Origin of the sequence: uncultured Hymenobacter sp., assembly GCF_964242765.1 — a bacterium.
Classification (GTDB): Bacteria; Bacteroidota; Bacteroidia; order Cytophagales; family Hymenobacteraceae; genus Hymenobacter.
In genome coordinates this window covers 34,329-50,409 of the sequence record NZ_CAXTBM010000047.1, presented here as the reverse complement: position 1 = coordinate 50,409, position 16,081 = coordinate 34,329, and the positions used below count along the sequence as shown (strand labels likewise).

The window sequence follows — 16,081 nt, the reverse complement described above, 5'->3', positions numbered from 1 at the left end:
GCTTTGAATAGTGGCAGGAAGCGTCCGTACGACGGTTTCTGCCACTATTCTATTTATACCCTCACCCGTTGTATAAGCGAGTCCAACGTGTTTTGAAGGATAATGTCTGGCAACTGCGGCAAACAGGCTCTTTTGCGCAAAACATTGCCGTTACTTTCTCTGGTACGGCGGCCGTAGCACTGCTCGGGTTTGTTGTCTCACCCCTTATGACGCGGCTATATGATCCGCAGAGCTACGGGTTGTTTGCGGTATTCAACGCTATTGTCAGCAACGCAAGTCTGTTTTCAACGCTGGGTTATGCGCCTGCATTTGTGTTGCCGCGTCAGCGTAAGCGCTTCTTAGCACTCGTGCAGCTGACGTTGCTGCTAAGTCTGGTTGCGCTGGTGTGTATGGGTTTGGTTTTTGGGTTGTTGCATGATGAGCTGTTGCACTGGTTGAAGGCCGAAGCATTAGGACGGTGGCTCTATCTGATTCCCTTTGTAGTAGTAATCTACAACCTGAATGTGTTGATGAGTGCTTGGTATTTGCGCACCAAGGATTTCAGGAAACGAGCCGGCATTGATATTGTCACGGCTGTGGCTGGGCGAAGTCTTACCCTCGGACTAGGTTGGTTGGGGCACGGACCAGGTGGCTTGTTGCTTGGCGACTTATTTTCCAAGCTCACCATGTTTTTCAGCATGCTCTTCAGTGGTATTCACTGGCAGCTAGGCGAATTGCGACGCTCCTTTTCGTGGGCCAGGATTCGGGCCGTAGCTTGGGAGTACCGCGAGTATCCGTTTTATGTGATGCCCACAGCATACCTGAGTACCTTAGCCGCGCAACTGCCAATCTTGTTTCTGACTACAGGTTTCGGGGCTGGCGCAGTAGGATTGTACGCTTTTTCCACTAGCCTGCTGGAACTGCCCATCAATTTGATTGGCAATGCTGTGTACCCTGTATTTCTGCAGAAAGCCGCCGAGCTATACCAGCAAGAGCCTGAACGGCTCAAGCAAATTTGTCTGGAACTCTATAATAAACTGTTTTACTTGGGGTTGCTTCCCTTCGGTGTCATCACCGTTTTCGGCGACTTGATATTCAGCTTTGTATTTGGAGCACGCTGGGAGCAAGCAGGGGTATTCACAGCTTACTTAGGCTACTACTACGTATTTAAGCTGGCATCCTATGCTACCAGTCCCATGTACGCGGTACTACAGCGGCAACGAGTTGCTTTGCTAGGTACTGGGTTGCTAGTGCTAGTTCGTACTGGCAGCTTACTGTTGGGTAGTAAACTACATAACCTTAATCTGGGCATGCTGCTCTTTGGAGTCAGCAGCTTCGTCATAACCTTTCTGGTTGATATGAATGTCTTGCACTTATTGCAGGTGCCTGTGCTTAGAGTGGCGTTGCGCAGCCTGTTATTAGTAGCTGTGACTTTCAGTTTGTTGCGTGGCTTGCGAACTGGGCTTGAGCTTTTCTTTCCGTAAAGTTTCTGTTGTTATGTAAGCTGCCAACACGAACATACTTTGTGTTGATGCTTTTGTAATCCACGAAATGAAGTGCACTATAGTGCGTCACAGCAGTTGGCTACCATATCAGCCACTTATCGAAATCCAGACAATGACAGCGTTCTGGACCAATGCGCATCCCCATATACATACCTGGGTTAGAGCTATAGGTGCCAATGAACTTTGTTGAACCTGCGCAGATATCCATATTCGCAAACAACTTAAGATGCTGCATATATTTAAATTGCTTGTCTTGCTTCACAAAGTCACGGTGAAAATACCCCCGCTCCGAGGCAGCACACAATGTATGGAAGCGCCACTGAGGATACTGCGCTTTTAGCTGCTCAATTACCGTATAGTCATCTGTTAGAATAAACGCTTCTTTATTTGGTGAAAAATCAGCGGCTGGTATCATGTAGTCACTGAAATCATACATTTTAGTTTCTGTAAACTTGTCGCCAGCCCGCACATGAAGGCTGACGTATTCATCAGGCAGTTGAATCGAATTTGTAAAAGATGCTACTATCAATGCGCTTTGAGCATTATAGCACCAGAAAGCTTTAATAAGCTGCTGAGTGGCTACCAGCAGTGGAGTCTGCTCGAACCCCAACTCGGGAATAGTAAAGGTAGCCTGCGCGAAAGACTGGTCCCGATGGAAGGGCCATAGGTCTTGGGTCAAGTAGTCAACATTAAACAGAAACTTATAAGCCGCCGTGATATAGCGGTACTTAACTATCTTTTGCAGTTTTGCCTCTTTGCTTTCCTCGATGATATAGGGCCGGAGGCTGTAATCCTTGTTAATGTGGTGCGTATTGACAGCGCCAAACGGTAGAAAGAAATCATTCCAGCCGTCGCGAAAAGCAAAGTGTGTATTATCGGAATACAGTTCAAATCGAATGCGATGCTTTAGGCAGTAGAGCATCGCCAGAATCATATTGTTGTATTCCGAGAAGAAACCGGAGTCCACTCCCAGCCGAAATACCAGTCGTTTTTTAAATGAGTTATTAAGTGCGTTGTATTGTAGAATCCACTCTTCAGTAGTCATTGGAATTCAGGAATAGCAGAAAAGAGCGCGCAGGCCGCGTAAAATGCGCAGCAAAGGTACTTATTTGCCCAGTGTCATAGTGCCCTAATTAGGAGTAGGATCTCTGTAACCAAAGGGAAGCTACCTTTGTGGACTGGCCTGCCAAGTCTGATGTACTATGGATTCTTCTGTAGCGCTAAGACTGCTTTTGGGGGCTTCTACTATTATTTGTGTTGTGCATGCCTGCTCCGTTTTTTAGTGTTGTTATTCCCACCTACAATCGCGCCGGATTTATTGCGGGTACCTTGCGTTCGGTTCTAAACCAAACCTTCCCAGCCTTCGAGATTGTGGTTGTAGACGATGGCAGCAAGGATAATACCGCCGCTATAGTGCAGTCGTTTACTGATCCACGTCTGCGATATTATGCGACGGAGAACGGAGAGCGAGGAGTAGCTCGCAACTACGGGCTAGCGCGTGCGCAAGGAGAGTACGTCTTGTTTCTAGACTCCGACGACCTGCTGCACCCCCATCATCTCGCTGCTCTACACACCGCCATTGAAGCACAAAATCAACCCAATTTCATTGCCACTAAGTTCGATTTCAACCGCAACGGTCAGCGCAGTGCCAGCGACTTGGCCCCGGTGCCAGCCGGCCGCTACGGCCTGGAGTTTTTCTTGCAGGGCAATGCACTGGCTTGCAATATCTGCGTCCGGCGCCAAAACCCAGGATTGAAGTTATTTGAAGAAGACCGCTCTTTTGCGGCCGTCGAGGATTGGATGTTCATGCTGGAAAATATGCAGGCTGATACGGTGTACTTGGTGGATGCCGTAACGCTAACCATGAACGACCATGATGCCCGGTCCATGCGAGCCGACAACCAAGGTCTTATCCGACGCTGGCTACGACTGATGCAATGGGTGGCGGCGCACCTACGACTTACGCCAGCTCAAAGCCAGCTATTGCAAGGGCATATCCACTACCTCTGTGCCATTCACGCCTACGCCGACAACCACCGCCGCCAAGCCATAGGGTTTCTCCGCCAAGCCTGGCCGCTGCTGCCGCTCCAGAAGGCACTGCCCCTAACTTTGCGCATCCTGGCCGGGCCGCGGTTGATAGGGCTGGTAAAGGGAGTCCGCGGTTGAATTTCAGTTATGTCTGTTTGCTAATGAATCTTCTTTTTCTGAGTTACTGGGGTCTTGAAGATCCACTCACTATATCCACTGTGTTTCCCCACTTGCGGCTGTTGCAGCAACTGCCCGAAGTGAAACGTATCGTATTGGTTACTATCGAGCGGGGAGCAGGAGCCGACCGGGCGCTGCAATTTGTGCCCGGCTTTGCCGCAGATAAAATCACGTTTTCACCGTTGCGCAGCCAGCCAAATCAGTTGCTACTACTCAATAAGATTGACGACTTCGTGCGCTTTCCCAACGAGTTGGTTGAACTGGTGCAGCAGCATACTATTGAAGTGATAATTGGGCGGGGAGCACCGGCGGGTGCCTTGGCGTATTTGGTGTGGAAGAAAACCCGGATTCCTTTTCTGGTGGAATCGTTTGAGCCGCACGCTGATTATATGCTTGAATCGGGAGTGTGGAAAGGGTACGACCCCCGGTATCTTTTTCAGCGCTACTGGGAAAAGAAGCAAAAGCAGTTGGCGGTTGGCTTGATGCCCGTGGCCGAAAATTATCGGCGCAAGCTTGTGCAGGAAGGAGTTCCCGCGCAAAACATCGTCACAGTTCCCTGCTCAGTGAACGTAGCCGATTTCAACTATGATGCAAACCGCCGCCAACAGGTACGGGCCCGCCTGGGTATTGGGGCCGAGGCTCCGGTAGGTATTTACGTGGGCAAGTTTGGCGACATCTACTATGATGCGGAAGCATTTGATTTGTTTCGCGATACTGCCGCGCACTTCGGGCCGCACTTCCGGTTGCTTGTGCTCACCCCAAATCCTGAAATTGAGGTGCGGTCCAAGCTCGCTAAGGTAGGATTCACTGCCGAGCAAGTGTTTGTCACCAAAGCTCCACATGCCGAGGTGCCAGGCTATTTGTCGGCCGCGGATTTTGCTTTCGCCACCATCAAACCGGCCGAGTGTCGCCGGTTTTGCTCGCCTATCAAAGTGGGGGAGTACTGGGCGGCGGGCTTGCCCGTCCTGCTCACCGAAGGCGTTGGCGACGACAGCGACATCATCAAACAGGAGGGTGGCGGCGCCGTATTCAACCTGAACGAGCCGGCTACCGTGCCCGCCGCGTTAGAGCAGATTGCTTTGCTGTTGCAGCAGCCCGGTTGCCGAGAAACTATTCGGGCTTTGGCGGTTCGGTATCGCACCGTGGCACGGGCCGCCGAAGCGTACGAACAGTTGTTATTGCCACTAGCAGTGCAGCATGCGTGAGGTAGACATTTTTTTGTGCTTGTAGTAATTCCGACCGGTGTCCGATTTCAACAAGAAGGTTGCCATTCTACAGTCCAACTACATTCCTTGGCGGGGGTATTTCGACTTGATTGCCAGCGTAGACGAATTCATTGTCTATGATGATATGCAATACACCAAAAACGACTGGCGCAACCGCAACCGTATCCGTACGGCGCACGGAACGCAGTGGCTGACCATACCCGTGCGCCGCACCAAGCTGCAACAGCGCATTCGTGATACGCAGGTAATGGACCGGCGCTGGGCAGCACGGCACTGGCGCACCCTCAGCCAGACATACGCCCGGGCGCCGCATTTCGAGTTCGGCTGCGAAGTGCTGGCAGCTCTTTACACCGAAGCCGCTTCGCTCGATTATTTAAGTGAAATCAATCTGCTTTTCCTGAAGACGATCTGCAACTCGCTGGGTATTCACACGCGCATCACTTCTTCCGCCCACTATCCTTACGATATGCTTGCGGACCGTACGACGCGGCTGGTGCAGTTGCTACAGGCTGCCAATAGTACGAGCTACCTTTCCGGACCGGCAGCCCGGCAATACTTAGATTTACAGCAAATGAAGACCGCCGCCATCGAAGTTAAGTGGATGGATTACAGCACGTATGCGGCGTATCCACAGGTCCATGGCGAGCCCTTCGACCCGGCTGTATCCGTTGTTGATCTGTTGTTTAATCTGGGTTCAGCCGCTTCGCGCTATGTGCGAGCCAGCCGCCCGGTAATAGCTGGCACATGAGTTTAACAGCCGCAGCTTGGCCAGTAGATTATTCAGTGGTGGTGCCGGTTTTTCAGGGGCAGGATACCCTGCGCCTTCTGGTGGAGCACTTACAAGCCTTTTTCGTTGAAGGCGGGTATTCCTATGAAGTAGTGTTTGTGCACGATGGCGGCCAAGCGGCAGCTTGGGAGGTGATAGTGCAGTTGCGGCAGGAGCTAGGGTCTGCCAAGGTGAAAGCCATCCGGCTCTCGCGTAATTTCGGGCAGCACAACGCGCTGTTATGCGGCTTTCACCACGCCAACGGGCGTTTTATTGTTACCCTCGACGAAGATTTGCAACACTCTCCGGCGGACATTGGCCGTCTTATTGAGCGGCAGGCAGAAGGCAACTTTGATGTAGTGTATGGCTGCTATGCGGCGCGGCAGCACGCAAGTTGGCGCAATTTCACTTCGGCGCTGCTCCGCCAAATGCTCCGCGTTGGTATTCCGGAGTTGCATCCCGATTATTCGGCGTTTCGCCTATTAAAGACGCCTATAGCCCGTCATTGCTTGGCAATGCGCAACTCCTATACGTTTCTGGACGGGTATCTGACTTGGGTGACGAACAACGTGACTAGCGTACCGGTCACCCACCAGGCACGACTTTCGGGCCCTAGTACGTATACAGTAAGCCGACTGGTACGGCATTCTATCAACATATTCGTCACTTTCTCGGAGTTGCCGGTGCGGCTGCTTTCGTATGCCTCCCTGCTGGTATTCACCCTGACTACCGTATACTCCGTTTACATTTTGCTGCGCAAGCTGCTTTACAATGACTTGTTGCCGGGCTTCGCCTCTCTGATTATTGCTATTGGCTTCGGAGTGGGCTTGCTACTGTTGGGCATGGGCATTCTGGGCGAATATATTCACCGCATCAATCTCAAAACCACGCGTCGCCCCGATTATATTGAAGCAGAGACGTTGGAGTAGCCCACCTTAAGCTGCCTATTCCGAGGCTAGAGAAATCGGGGCAGAGGAACCCAATAACAACTTCGATTCCTCCGGTATCAGGATGGCAACCAGCAAACCGCTATGATGCAACCACCAAGACGCACTGCTATTATTGGAGCCGGCGCGTTGGGTCAGCAGCTCGCCCAACACTTGCGTCAGACGGCATCTTGGCAAGTAGCCGGTTTTTTCGACGATTGGCACACAACCAGCTCAGGAGCAGAACCTGTCCTTGGTAAAGTGAAAATAGCTGACGTGGCGGCGGCGTACGCAGCAAGCCAATTCGACAACTTATTGCTTGGCATTGGCTATCATCATATGGGCCGGCGGCAGCAGCTATTCGAGGAGTTATCCGCGGCTGGCGTACCGTTCGCGCAGTTTGTACACCCAGCCGCCTACGTTGATGCTAGCGCCACGCTGGGACCAGGGGTGTTTGTCTCGCCAGGGTGCGTCCTCGACCTGAATGTGCGACTAGAAGCTAATGTTTTGCTGTATCCCGGGTGCATAGTAGCCCACGATACCCAGATAGGTGCGCACTCCATATTAGCACCCGGCGTTCAACTGGCCGGACGGGTTAGGGTAGGGGAGCGGTGTTTTTTAGGTGTTGGTACCACTGTCATTGATTCTCGTACGCTTGTGGCCGACGTGCGCACCGGTGGCGGGGCCGTGCTGGTGCACGATGCCAACGCTCCGGGTACCTATGTGGGCGTGCCCGCCCGGCACCTGCCGCTTTCTGCCGCTCCTCCCGACCCTCTTTCGCCGGAATCCTACTAGTTTTGTTGCCCCGTTAGGCGGTAGCCGACCTTAGTTTATGCTTGTTCCGTTCAACAAACCTTATTTCGTCGGCACCGAAACCCGCTATATCGAAGAAGCAGTGCGGTCTGGTAAGCTGTCCGGTGACGGCATGTTCACGCGGCGGTGCGAGGAATGGTTGCAAGCCCGGCTAGAGGTGCCCCGCATACTACTTACCACATCTGGCACCGATGCGCTGGAGTTGGCTGCCCTGCTGCTCGACTTAGAGCCAGGTGACGAAGTACTGCTTCCCAGCTTTACTTTCTCCTCCACAGCCACAGCCTTTGCTCTGCGTGGTGCGCGACTGGTATTTGTCGATAGCACGGCCAGCAGCCCTGCGTTTGATGCCACTCAGCTAGCGGCCTTGGTCACGCCCCGCACCCGCGCTATTGTACCCGTGCATTATGCCGGTGTCGCCTGCGACATGGCCACGGTACAAACCATAGCCGAACAACACAATCTAGTAGTAGTAGAAGATGCTGCCCAGGCGCTGGGCGGCAACTTTTTGGGGCAACCACTAGGCACGCTCGGGGCGCTGGCGGCTTTCTCGTTTCATGAAACTAAAAACGTAACGGCCGGCGGCGAAGGAGGAATGCTGGCCGTGAATAACCCGCAGCTAATGGCGCGCGCCGAGATTCTACGCGAGAAGGGCACCAATCGAGCGGCTTTCTTCCGAGGCGAAGTAGCCAAGTACAGCTGGGTGGATGTTGGCTCTTCGTTTTTGCCTGCTGAAATAAACGCGGCTTTCTTGTGGGCCCAATTAGAGCAACTCGACTTTATTCAGCAACGTCGCCAAGCTATTTGGGCGCAATATTTCGAGCAGTTGCAGCCGCTGGCCGCCTTTGGTGTGGGCTTGCCCGTCGTGCCCGACTACTCCACCCAGAATGGCCATTTGTTTTACCTGGTGTGTTGTACCCTGGCCGAGCGAACCGCGTTGATTGCTTTTCTGAAAGAGCAACACATTACGGCCATATTTCATTATCAGCCCCTGCACAGCAGCCCTTACTACGCCCCTCGCCACGATGGGCGGGATCTACCCTGGGCAACTCATTACGCCGATTGCTTGGTTCGGTTACCTTTGTACACCGCATTAGAGGTAAGTCAACAACAGCGAATTATTCGTGCCGTCTTGCGCTTCTACCGGGTCTTGTAAGTTTTTCTGGTTGCTCTTCTGCCGCGTATGCGCATTCTTTTCATCGTTCCGTACCCGCCTGGCAAGGCCCCCTCGCAGCGGTTTCGGTTCGAGCAATATTTGGATATCCTTACTCAGGCGGGGCATTCCTATCGTCTGGCTCCCTTTCTTTCTGATGCCACCTGGGCTATCCTTTACAAGCCAGGCCGGGCAGGGGCCAAAGCCCTAGGTATTGTGGGTGGTTTCCTGCGTCGGGTGGGTCTGCTTTTCGCTGTGCCTGCTTACGATTACGTGTTCATCCACCGTGAGGCTGCGCCTATTGGGCCCCCAGTTTTCGAGTGGATTATCACTAAAGTGCTCGGCAAGAAGTTGATTTATGATTTCGATGACGCTATCTGGATTCCTAATACCTCGGAAGCCAATAAAATAGTAGCTGGCATAAAGTGGCATCACAAAGTAGCAAGCATTTGCGGTTGGGCCCATAAGATTAGCTGCGGCAACACCTATCTGCGCGATTACGCCCGCCAGTTCAATGGTGCGGCAGTAGTGAACCCAACTACTATTGACACAGTACATCTGCACAACCGCATCCGCGACCAACGCGCTGCGGGCCGCATGGTAATTGGCTGGACGGGAACCCACTCCACTCTTAAATACTTGGAACAGATTGTGCCGGTAATAGCAGAGTTGGAGAAGCGCTATAATTTCGAATTCCGGGTAATTTCCAACCAGCCGCCCACTCTACCCCTCCAGTCGTTACGGTTTCAGGTGTGGCGTAAAGAAACCGAAATCGAGGACTTAGCAGGCTTGCATGTTGGGTTGATGCCGCTCGAAGATGATCCTTGGGCGCAAGGCAAATGCGCATTCAAAGCTTTGCAATATATGGCGCTTGGTATTCCGGCCTTGGTATCACCAGTGGGTATGAATACGGAAGTAGTGCAGCCGGGTGTGAATGGCTATGTCTGTAATACACCAACCGAGTGGCGACAGGCACTTGAAGCATTGCTGCTTGAGCCTGACCTACGCATTCAGCTTGGTGAAGCCGCCCGGGCGACAGTGGTAGAACGGTATTCTGTGTTGGCAAATCAGCAAAACTTTTTACTGCTCTTCTCCTGACTCTTAACTATCAACAAACAACAACTACCATCCCAACTACTTGCCTGCCTTAGGCGGCTGCTCTAGTTCGGGCGCGAGTGGGCTGAGTTTTGCGAGTAGCCTCTGCGTGAAGTATGTACAAGGCCGATAAGTAGAAAGGCATCAGCGGGATTTTGTAGCGTACCAAAGTGCCAAAGTTGCCACTGTTAACGCCGACACCAACTGCGAAGATCAAAGTGAAGATGAGGCAGAAAGGTAGAACTGGCCGCGCCGCAATCAACCGCAAACTGCGCGTTAAGCCAGTTCGAAACAAGATGCTGATTGTAAACCAGGTGAAGCACAAGGATTCAACGGCTGAAAGCAGCATGACTGGGTTGCGAGCCTCCCAGAGAAAGGGCCGGTAAAGGGTTGCAAATACCGCTTGTGGAGCGACCCTAATAATACTGCCCAAGCTACCATCCAACTTTCCTATGTCGTAAGCTGAGCCGTTTTCTTTGGTGCGGCTGAATAGAGCCTGCTGGGTGATTCTGCTTCGCTCACCTATTTTCTCTACGTCAAAACGCTCATCTCCTTTGGTTAAATTAACGGAGCCAAAATAGCCCACAGCTAATCCAACGGCAATGAAGAATGGCTTGAGTAAGCTACGCAACAAGGCATTGTTGATGCGCTGGCTGTTCTCGTTGAACACCCAAAGGGAAGCCGGAGCTAAAAAGGACATGAGGATATATACCTTAATCATAATCAATAAATAGGCTCCAAAACCCCCTAATAGAAAGGAGCGTAGGACGTTTTGCTTCAGTATAAGTCCATAATAGAATCCATAAAACACCCATCCTAAGGCGCCTAAACACAGCGAATCCTTCATAAGGCCTGAGCCCCAGAAAAACACGGAGGGCAGAAAGAAAGCGGCAACAGCTAATTGCTTATAAGCGGCAGGATACAGCCGCAGAAAAGTAGTGTACATCGCCCAAACACCCGTGAAGCTGATCAAGGCAAATAATAGAGCTATAACGGTGTAGCAGTTAAAGCAGAATAAGCCAAGAAAGGCCGCAATACGCACCACAAAAAATTCTGTGTTGTTCCCCCCGGTACTACCAAACCAAAACATATTAGCGGTATAGCGAGCTATATCCGGCGAGTTTTTCGTGGCCGTAAGCAGCTTCAGGCCCGTACCAAACGATTCGTTGAAAGCATCGTGAATGAGCGTAGCATGGTAATAATAATTGAAAGTGTCGCCGCTGTTATAGTAAAACTGGTAGATAAGCCCCAGCGCAATAGCTCCAACGAACTTGAGCGTTAGAGCCGGGATAAAATACTTTTTGGTGTAGATGTTCGTGACTTTCGGTCGTACAGCATAGGCCAGCGCGTAGAAGAGCGCAAGATAGAATGGGGTAATAAATAGATCTTGGAGTTGCATAGGCGAAGCAGGTAAGCCTACTTTTTATTCTTCTTCAGGTAGGCCTTCGCCTCTTTGTAGGCAGCCGACTTGTTGTCCGCAATATCACGCACGACAGTGTAGTACCGGCGGGCTGTAGCCGTATCCTTTTCTTTATCCGCCAGGCGGGCCAGGTTATAGTTGGAGTGCAGATAAAAGCCCCCTTTCACTTCATCCGTAAGCTCAGAAAAAACAATGCACCGCTCATAATAGTCCTTCGCCTTGCCGTAGTCCTTGTAGCGGTTTTGCATCAGCCAACCCAGGAAATAAGTAGCGTAGCGCCCACTGGTAGCTTCGTAGCCTGGCATACCTTGATTGAGCTTAGTCAAAATCTCCAAGCTAAGCCGTTCACATTCTCTGAAGTCACCAAGATTGAAGCACGATAAGGCGTAGAAACGCTGGAAATAACCGTTGTCGGGATAGGTTTTGGCGAGACTACGGGCAATAGGCGCGGCGGCCTCCCAGTTGTTTTCCTCGTTGTTGAGGATGCGCATCAAGAATACTTTAGCTTCTGGCCCTACATAGAACCCGTTGTCGGCTACGCTCCGCAATTGCTGGAGGCCCAACTGTTTGTTGCCCTTAGGAAACAAAAGCAGCACCGGCTTGAGCAGCGGGTAATTGGTAGGAATCCAGACGGCGTAATAGTTGAAGAGCGCCTGCCCAAATAAAAACTCGGGGCTAAGCCCATTCGCCTCTTTGCTTAGCTCTAAATACTTAAGAGCGCGCTTGGCACTAACAGTTGCCTTAGGCCAGTTCGACCGTTCGGCGTTCAAGCGGCCATCGAAACCATAAGCGGCGGCCAAGAAAAAACAGGCTTCGTAATTCTTGTTGTCGGTATCAAACTGTGTTTCCGCTTTCCTGATGGTGGTATCCATGTAAGCGAAGAAGAGCTTATCGTACTGCTTGGTTTTGATATTGGTTGGTACAATTTTCCACCACTGGCTTAGCCCCATCAGAAAATAAGGCATAGGGTGGTTGGGATAACGCCGGCGTAACGAGCGAAATTGCTTCTCGGCCCGGTCGTATTTGCAGTTGTACAGGTTCTGAACAGCCCCTTCTAATTCTGTTTGAATATCCTTGTCCAGCAAGAGCCAACCCTTGGTGTTGGCGGTGGGCATCACATCAACATTATCGGTTTGGATATTGCGGATGGGCGACGAAGACCGAGCGGTATCAGCAGGCTGCTGGGCCAGGGCCAGGAAGGGTAGCAGCAGTAATAAAAGGGCAAATCGGAGGCGGAGAATCATAGACACGGTTACTTGCAGGTACTGATTCGGCAAAAGCCTAGGCAGCGCCTCCCATCGGGAGAACTAAAGTATGGCTTTTGTCCTAGTTTTAAATAAATAACTGCTTGTCATGAAGCTTTTACACACCTTATGTCGTATTGCGGCTCCTTCCGGAAACGAAGCCCCACTTACTCAGTATCTGTTGGAATACATCGAGCAGCACAAAAGCAGTTGGCGGGTGCAGCCTACCGTGTTGGCTGGCAACGAGTGGCAAGATTGTATTATGCTGGTCTTTGGGGCACCACGTACCGCCGTATTTGCCCATCTAGATAGTATTGGCTTCACTGTTCGCTATGGTCAACAACTCGTGCGGATTGGCGGGCCAGTAATGGAAGCAGGCTGCCGCCTCGTGGGGCGCGATACACAGGGCGAAATTGACTGTACTCTGACCATAGACGAAGAAACCGGTGAAGTAGGCTATGAGTTCAAGCGGGAGATAGAGCGAGGCACCGAACTGACGTTTTACTGCAACTTTCGAGAAACCGATACCACCGTCCAGAGTTGCTACTTAGACAACCGGCTTGGGGTTTGGAATGCGTTGCGCCTTTGTGAAACTTTAGAAAATGGCATTATCGCCTTCAGCTGCTGGGAAGAGCACGGTGGTGGTTCGGTAGCCTACTTGGCCAAGTACATACAAGAGACCTATGGGGTGCGGCAAGCATTGGTTTCTGATATTACGTGGGTAAGCGACGGTGTGCGGCCGGGCCAAGGTGTAGTTATCTCCTTGCGTGACTCGTTGATTCCGCGCCGCTCTTACGTCGAGCGTATTCGTCGTATTGCCGTTGCTGCCGGCATTCCGCATCAGCTAGAAGTGGAAGGCAGTGGGGGCTCCGATGCCAAAGAGCTACAGCACGGCGCGCAGCCATGGGATTGGGGCTTCGTTGGCGCGCCTGAAGATAATGTGCATTCCCCTGATGAGCTAGTGGATAAGCGCGACATTGAGAGTATGTTGGCCTTGTACCAAGTACTTATGCAAGAGTTGTAAAAAATGGCACCAGTAATTGATAGTTGGGGAATAGTAAGCCAATTGCACAGCAATAGGGCGCGCAATTTCGGGCACCATACGCATGCTTTCCTTTGTCAGGCGCCGGCAGTAGTCTTAGCTAGCTAATAAACCACTTGTGCATAGCACTGCTTATTCGATGGCTTCCTTGTCATGCCCTAGCATTTTCTGTGTGGTATGACAGAACGCGTGCTTGTTGATTATCCCTATAAAGTGCGGCGTGTCGGTAAAGACTGGGAAATGAGGTGGTTGGAGTTGTAGGTAAAAGCTCTATTTTACCCGGGCAATTCTGTTTTCCTGCCAACCTAAACTCCCACTCTTTACTGCTGCTTTATGATGAATTTTCTCTACGTAGTGCCCGCTTTGGGGGTGCTGGCTTTGGTGTACACGTGGCTACGCTCGGGCTGGGTAAGTCGGCAGGATGCCGGCGACGAGCGGATGCGCACCATTGCAGGATATATTGCTGAAGGCGCCATTGCCTTTCTAAAAGCCGAATACAAAGTGATGGTCGTTTTCGGCCTTATTGCCAGTGCCTTCCTGTTTTACCTGGGCAGCACCGGCGAAAAATCTAGTCCTGTTATTGTTATTGCCTTCATTATCGGGGCATTATTATCGGCTGCGGCCGGTTTTATTGGAATGAAAATCGCCACGAAAGCCAACGTGCGCACGGCACAGGCAGCTCGTACCAGTCTTTCCCAAGCACTAAACGTGTCTTTTTCGGGAGGCTCAGTCATGGGTATGGGCGTGGCGGGCTTGGCGGTGCTAGGTCTTGGAAGCTTGTTTATTGTCTTCTACCAACTGTTTGTGGTGAGCAAGGGCGGCGGGGCCAATGGCATCGAAATGGAGACGGCACTTGAAGTGCTAACCGGCTTTTCACTTGGCGCTGAAAGCATTGCCTTGTTTGCGCGCGTGGGAGGGGGCATTTACACCAAAGCCGCCGACGTCGGAGCCGACCTGGTTGGAAAAGTAGAAGCTGGTATTCCCGAAGACGATCCGCGCAACCCCGCTACCATCGCCGACAACGTCGGCGACAACGTCGGTGATGTAGCCGGTATGGGCGCCGACCTATTTGGGTCATACGTAGCTACCATTCTAGCTACCATGGTGCTCGGCCGCGAGGTAGTAGCGCGCGGCGACCAATTCCAGGGCCTTTCGCCCATTCTGCTGCCCATGGTGATTGCCGGTATGGGCATTGTCGCTTCGCTAATCGGTATTCTGCTGGTGCGCGTGAAGGAGAACGGTAACGTGCAGGCCGCGCTCAATTTTGGCAACTACGTGTCGGTAGTGGTATCGGCAGTGGCTTCCTATTTCATTATCCGCTGGATGCTGCCGGCCGGCGACTTGGTTATTGGCCGGCCTGGTTCGGTTCCTTTCACCTCGCTTGACGTCTTTTGGGCGGTAGTAGTTGGCTTGGTGGTAGGCACGCTGATGAGCATCATCACCGAGTATTACACAGCTATGGGCAAGCGGCCAGTACTAAGCATTGTGCGGCAAAGTAGTACAGGCCATGCAACCACCGTCATTGGCGGCATATCGGTAGGCATGGAATCGACGGTGCTGCCCATTATTGTGCTGGCAGCCGGCATCGTGCTTAGCTTCGAGTGCGCCGGCCTTTATGGAGTAGCCATTGCCGCTGCTGGCATGATGGCCACTACCGCCATGCAATTGGCCATTGACGCCTTCGGGCCGATTGCTGACAATGCCGGTGGCATTGCCGAAATGAGTGAGCTGCCCAAAGAAGTGCGCGAGCGGACAGACATTCTCGACGCCGTAGGCAACACTACGGCCGCAACCGGTAAAGGCTTTGCTATTGCCTCTGCCGCTCTAACCTCCCTGGCCCTGTTTGCGGCCTTCATGGGTACCGCCAACATCACGTCTATCGATATCAGCAATGCCCGCGTGCTGGCGGGCTTGTTTGTGGGAGCAATGATTCCATTTATTTTCTCGGGACTGGCTATTGCGGCGGTAGGCCGGGCCGCCATGGCGATGGTGCAGGAAGTGCGTCGGCAGTTCCGCGAGATTCCTGGCATCATGGAAGGAACGGGCCGGCCTGAATACGAAAAATGTGTGGCTATTTCCACGCAGGCAGCCATTCGGGAGATGATGCTACCCGGCGCCATTGCCTTGATTGTGCCCATCATCATCGGTTTCTCTTTCGGCCCTGAGGTACTTGGTGGTACGCTTGCCGGCGTGACAGTGAGCGGTGTGCTGATGGCCATCTTTCAAAGTAATGCGGGTGGGGCCTGGGATAACGCCAAAAAGTCGTTTGAAAAAGGCGTAATGATTGATGGGGTGATGCAGTACAAAGGCTCTGATGCGCACAAAGCATCCGTTACCGGCGACACGGTTGGTGACCCCTTCAAGGATACGTCGGGGCCATCGATGAATATCCTCATCAAACTGATGAGCATCGTTTCGCTGGTTATTGCCCCGCACATTGCCGCTCCAGAACGCGACGTTGCGCCGGCACAAGGCAAATTTCAAACCGAGATGCAAACTCGTCCTTACGTGCGCTACACCAACATCACCGAGAAAGCTACCGAGGCAGTGTATGCATTGCTCCGCCAGCAACTCTAGCAGTACAGTTCCGTTCGGGTATTGATAGTTGCTAGCTGTCGTGGTTATGTAAGTCCATCGAACGGTAATTAGCTACTGGTAGTCAACACTGAAACCATGAAGGAAGAGCCGCCTACCCGGTACGGGAGGCGGC

13 protein-coding genes are annotated in these 16,081 nt (G+C 52.2%); 10 read left to right on the top strand and 3 right to left on the bottom strand.

All coding sequences use genetic code 11. The annotated features are described in order from the left end of the window. Positions 1-68: 68 nt before the first annotated feature. Positions 69-1,463 carry a lipopolysaccharide biosynthesis protein gene (locus ACFE7X_RS18085; RefSeq protein WP_375437092.1) on the top strand — a complete coding sequence of 465 codons (1,395 nt, stop codon included), beginning with the start codon at positions 69-71 and terminating at the stop codon, positions 1,461-1,463. A gap of 100 nt (positions 1,464-1,563) precedes the next feature. Here ACFE7X_RS18085 and ACFE7X_RS18080 read toward each other — a convergent pair whose 3' ends face one another. Then, on the bottom strand, positions 1,564-2,529 hold the full coding sequence (locus ACFE7X_RS18080) for a hypothetical protein (protein WP_375437091.1): 966 nt from the start codon (positions 2,527-2,529) through the stop codon (positions 1,564-1,566). A gap of 218 nt (positions 2,530-2,747) precedes the next feature. On the opposite strand from ACFE7X_RS18080, the gene ACFE7X_RS18075 reads away from it, so the two are divergent. The 7 genes from ACFE7X_RS18075 to ACFE7X_RS18045 all read left to right on the top strand — a co-directional run bounded on the left by ACFE7X_RS18075 (position 2,748) and on the right by ACFE7X_RS18045 (position 9,668). Then, a complete protein-coding gene (locus ACFE7X_RS18075; RefSeq protein ID WP_375437090.1) occupies positions 2,748-3,650 on the top strand; it encodes a glycosyltransferase family 2 protein in 903 nt (300 codons plus the stop codon). 23 nt (positions 3,651-3,673) lie between these two features. Beyond that, positions 3,674-4,894, top strand: coding sequence for a glycosyltransferase (locus ACFE7X_RS18070; RefSeq protein WP_375437089.1), 1,221 nt, complete (start codon positions 3,674-3,676; stop codon positions 4,892-4,894). Between the two features lie 37 nt (positions 4,895-4,931). Beyond that, positions 4,932-5,663, top strand: coding sequence for a WbqC family protein (locus ACFE7X_RS18065; protein ID WP_375437088.1), 732 nt, complete (start codon positions 4,932-4,934; stop codon positions 5,661-5,663). Continuing rightward, positions 5,660-6,610 carry a glycosyltransferase family 2 protein gene (locus ACFE7X_RS18060; protein ID WP_375437087.1) on the top strand — a complete coding sequence of 317 codons (951 nt, stop codon included), beginning with the start codon at positions 5,660-5,662 and terminating at the stop codon, positions 6,608-6,610. Before ACFE7X_RS18065 ends, ACFE7X_RS18060 begins: the two co-directional genes overlap by 4 nt. A gap of 102 nt (positions 6,611-6,712) precedes the next feature. Continuing rightward, entirely contained in the window at positions 6,713-7,402 is a 690-nt protein-coding gene (locus tag ACFE7X_RS18055; RefSeq protein ID WP_375437086.1) for an acetyltransferase, read from the top strand. 37 nt (positions 7,403-7,439) lie between these two features. Next, entirely contained in the window at positions 7,440-8,573 is a 1,134-nt protein-coding gene (gene rffA / locus ACFE7X_RS18050) for a dTDP-4-amino-4,6-dideoxygalactose transaminase (RefSeq protein WP_375437085.1), read from the top strand. Between the two features lie 27 nt (positions 8,574-8,600). After that, positions 8,601-9,668 (top strand): glycosyltransferase family 4 protein, encoded by a 1,068-nt coding sequence (locus tag ACFE7X_RS18045; RefSeq protein WP_375437084.1) that lies wholly within the window; start codon positions 8,601-8,603, stop codon positions 9,666-9,668. A 49-nt stretch (positions 9,669-9,717) separates the two neighbouring features. Here the strand turns inward: ACFE7X_RS18045 and ACFE7X_RS18040 are convergent, their stop codons facing one another. Both ACFE7X_RS18040 and ACFE7X_RS18035 read right to left on the bottom strand, forming a co-directional pair. Continuing rightward, entirely contained in the window at positions 9,718-10,755 is a 1,038-nt protein-coding gene (locus ACFE7X_RS18040) for a hypothetical protein (protein WP_375437083.1), read from the bottom strand. A gap of 326 nt (positions 10,756-11,081) precedes the next feature. Continuing rightward, the gene (locus tag ACFE7X_RS18035) at positions 11,082-12,329 is read right to left on the bottom strand and encodes a tetratricopeptide repeat protein (protein WP_375437082.1); all 1,248 of its coding nucleotides are present in this window, start codon (positions 12,327-12,329) and stop codon (positions 11,082-11,084) included. A gap of 109 nt (positions 12,330-12,438) precedes the next feature. Between ACFE7X_RS18035 and ACFE7X_RS18030 the strand changes: the two genes are divergently transcribed. Continuing rightward, entirely contained in the window at positions 12,439-13,353 is a 915-nt protein-coding gene (locus ACFE7X_RS18030; RefSeq protein WP_375437081.1) for a M20/M25/M40 family metallo-hydrolase, read from the top strand. 351 nt (positions 13,354-13,704) lie between these two features. Next, positions 13,705-15,948, top strand: coding sequence for a sodium-translocating pyrophosphatase (locus tag ACFE7X_RS18025; protein ID WP_375437080.1), 2,244 nt, complete (start codon positions 13,705-13,707; stop codon positions 15,946-15,948). The last annotated feature ends 133 nt before the right edge of the window (positions 15,949-16,081 follow it).

Coding starts and splice junctions, on each gene's coding strand:
- ACFE7X_RS18080 (WP_375437091.1), bottom strand. CDS start 2,529: ATGACTACTGAAGAGTGGATTCTACAATACAACGCACTTAATAACTCA.
- ACFE7X_RS18075 (WP_375437090.1), top strand. CDS start 2,748: ATGCCTGCTCCGTTTTTTAGTGTTGTTATTCCCACCTACAATCGCGCC.
- ACFE7X_RS18070 (WP_375437089.1), top strand. CDS start 3,674: ATGAATCTTCTTTTTCTGAGTTACTGGGGTCTTGAAGATCCACTCACT.
- ACFE7X_RS18060 (WP_375437087.1), top strand. CDS start 5,660: ATGAGTTTAACAGCCGCAGCTTGGCCAGTAGATTATTCAGTGGTGGTG.
- ACFE7X_RS18055 (WP_375437086.1), top strand. CDS start 6,713: ATGATGCAACCACCAAGACGCACTGCTATTATTGGAGCCGGCGCGTTG.
- rffA (WP_375437085.1), top strand. CDS start 7,440: ATGCTTGTTCCGTTCAACAAACCTTATTTCGTCGGCACCGAAACCCGC.
- ACFE7X_RS18045 (WP_375437084.1), top strand. CDS start 8,601: ATGCGCATTCTTTTCATCGTTCCGTACCCGCCTGGCAAGGCCCCCTCG.
- ACFE7X_RS18040 (WP_375437083.1), bottom strand. CDS start 10,755: ATGTTTTGGTTTGGTAGTACCGGGGGGAACAACACAGAATTTTTTGTG.
- ACFE7X_RS18035 (WP_375437082.1), bottom strand. CDS start 12,329: ATGATTCTCCGCCTCCGATTTGCCCTTTTATTACTGCTGCTACCCTTC.
- ACFE7X_RS18030 (WP_375437081.1), top strand. CDS start 12,439: ATGAAGCTTTTACACACCTTATGTCGTATTGCGGCTCCTTCCGGAAAC.
- ACFE7X_RS18025 (WP_375437080.1), top strand. CDS start 13,705: ATGATGAATTTTCTCTACGTAGTGCCCGCTTTGGGGGTGCTGGCTTTG.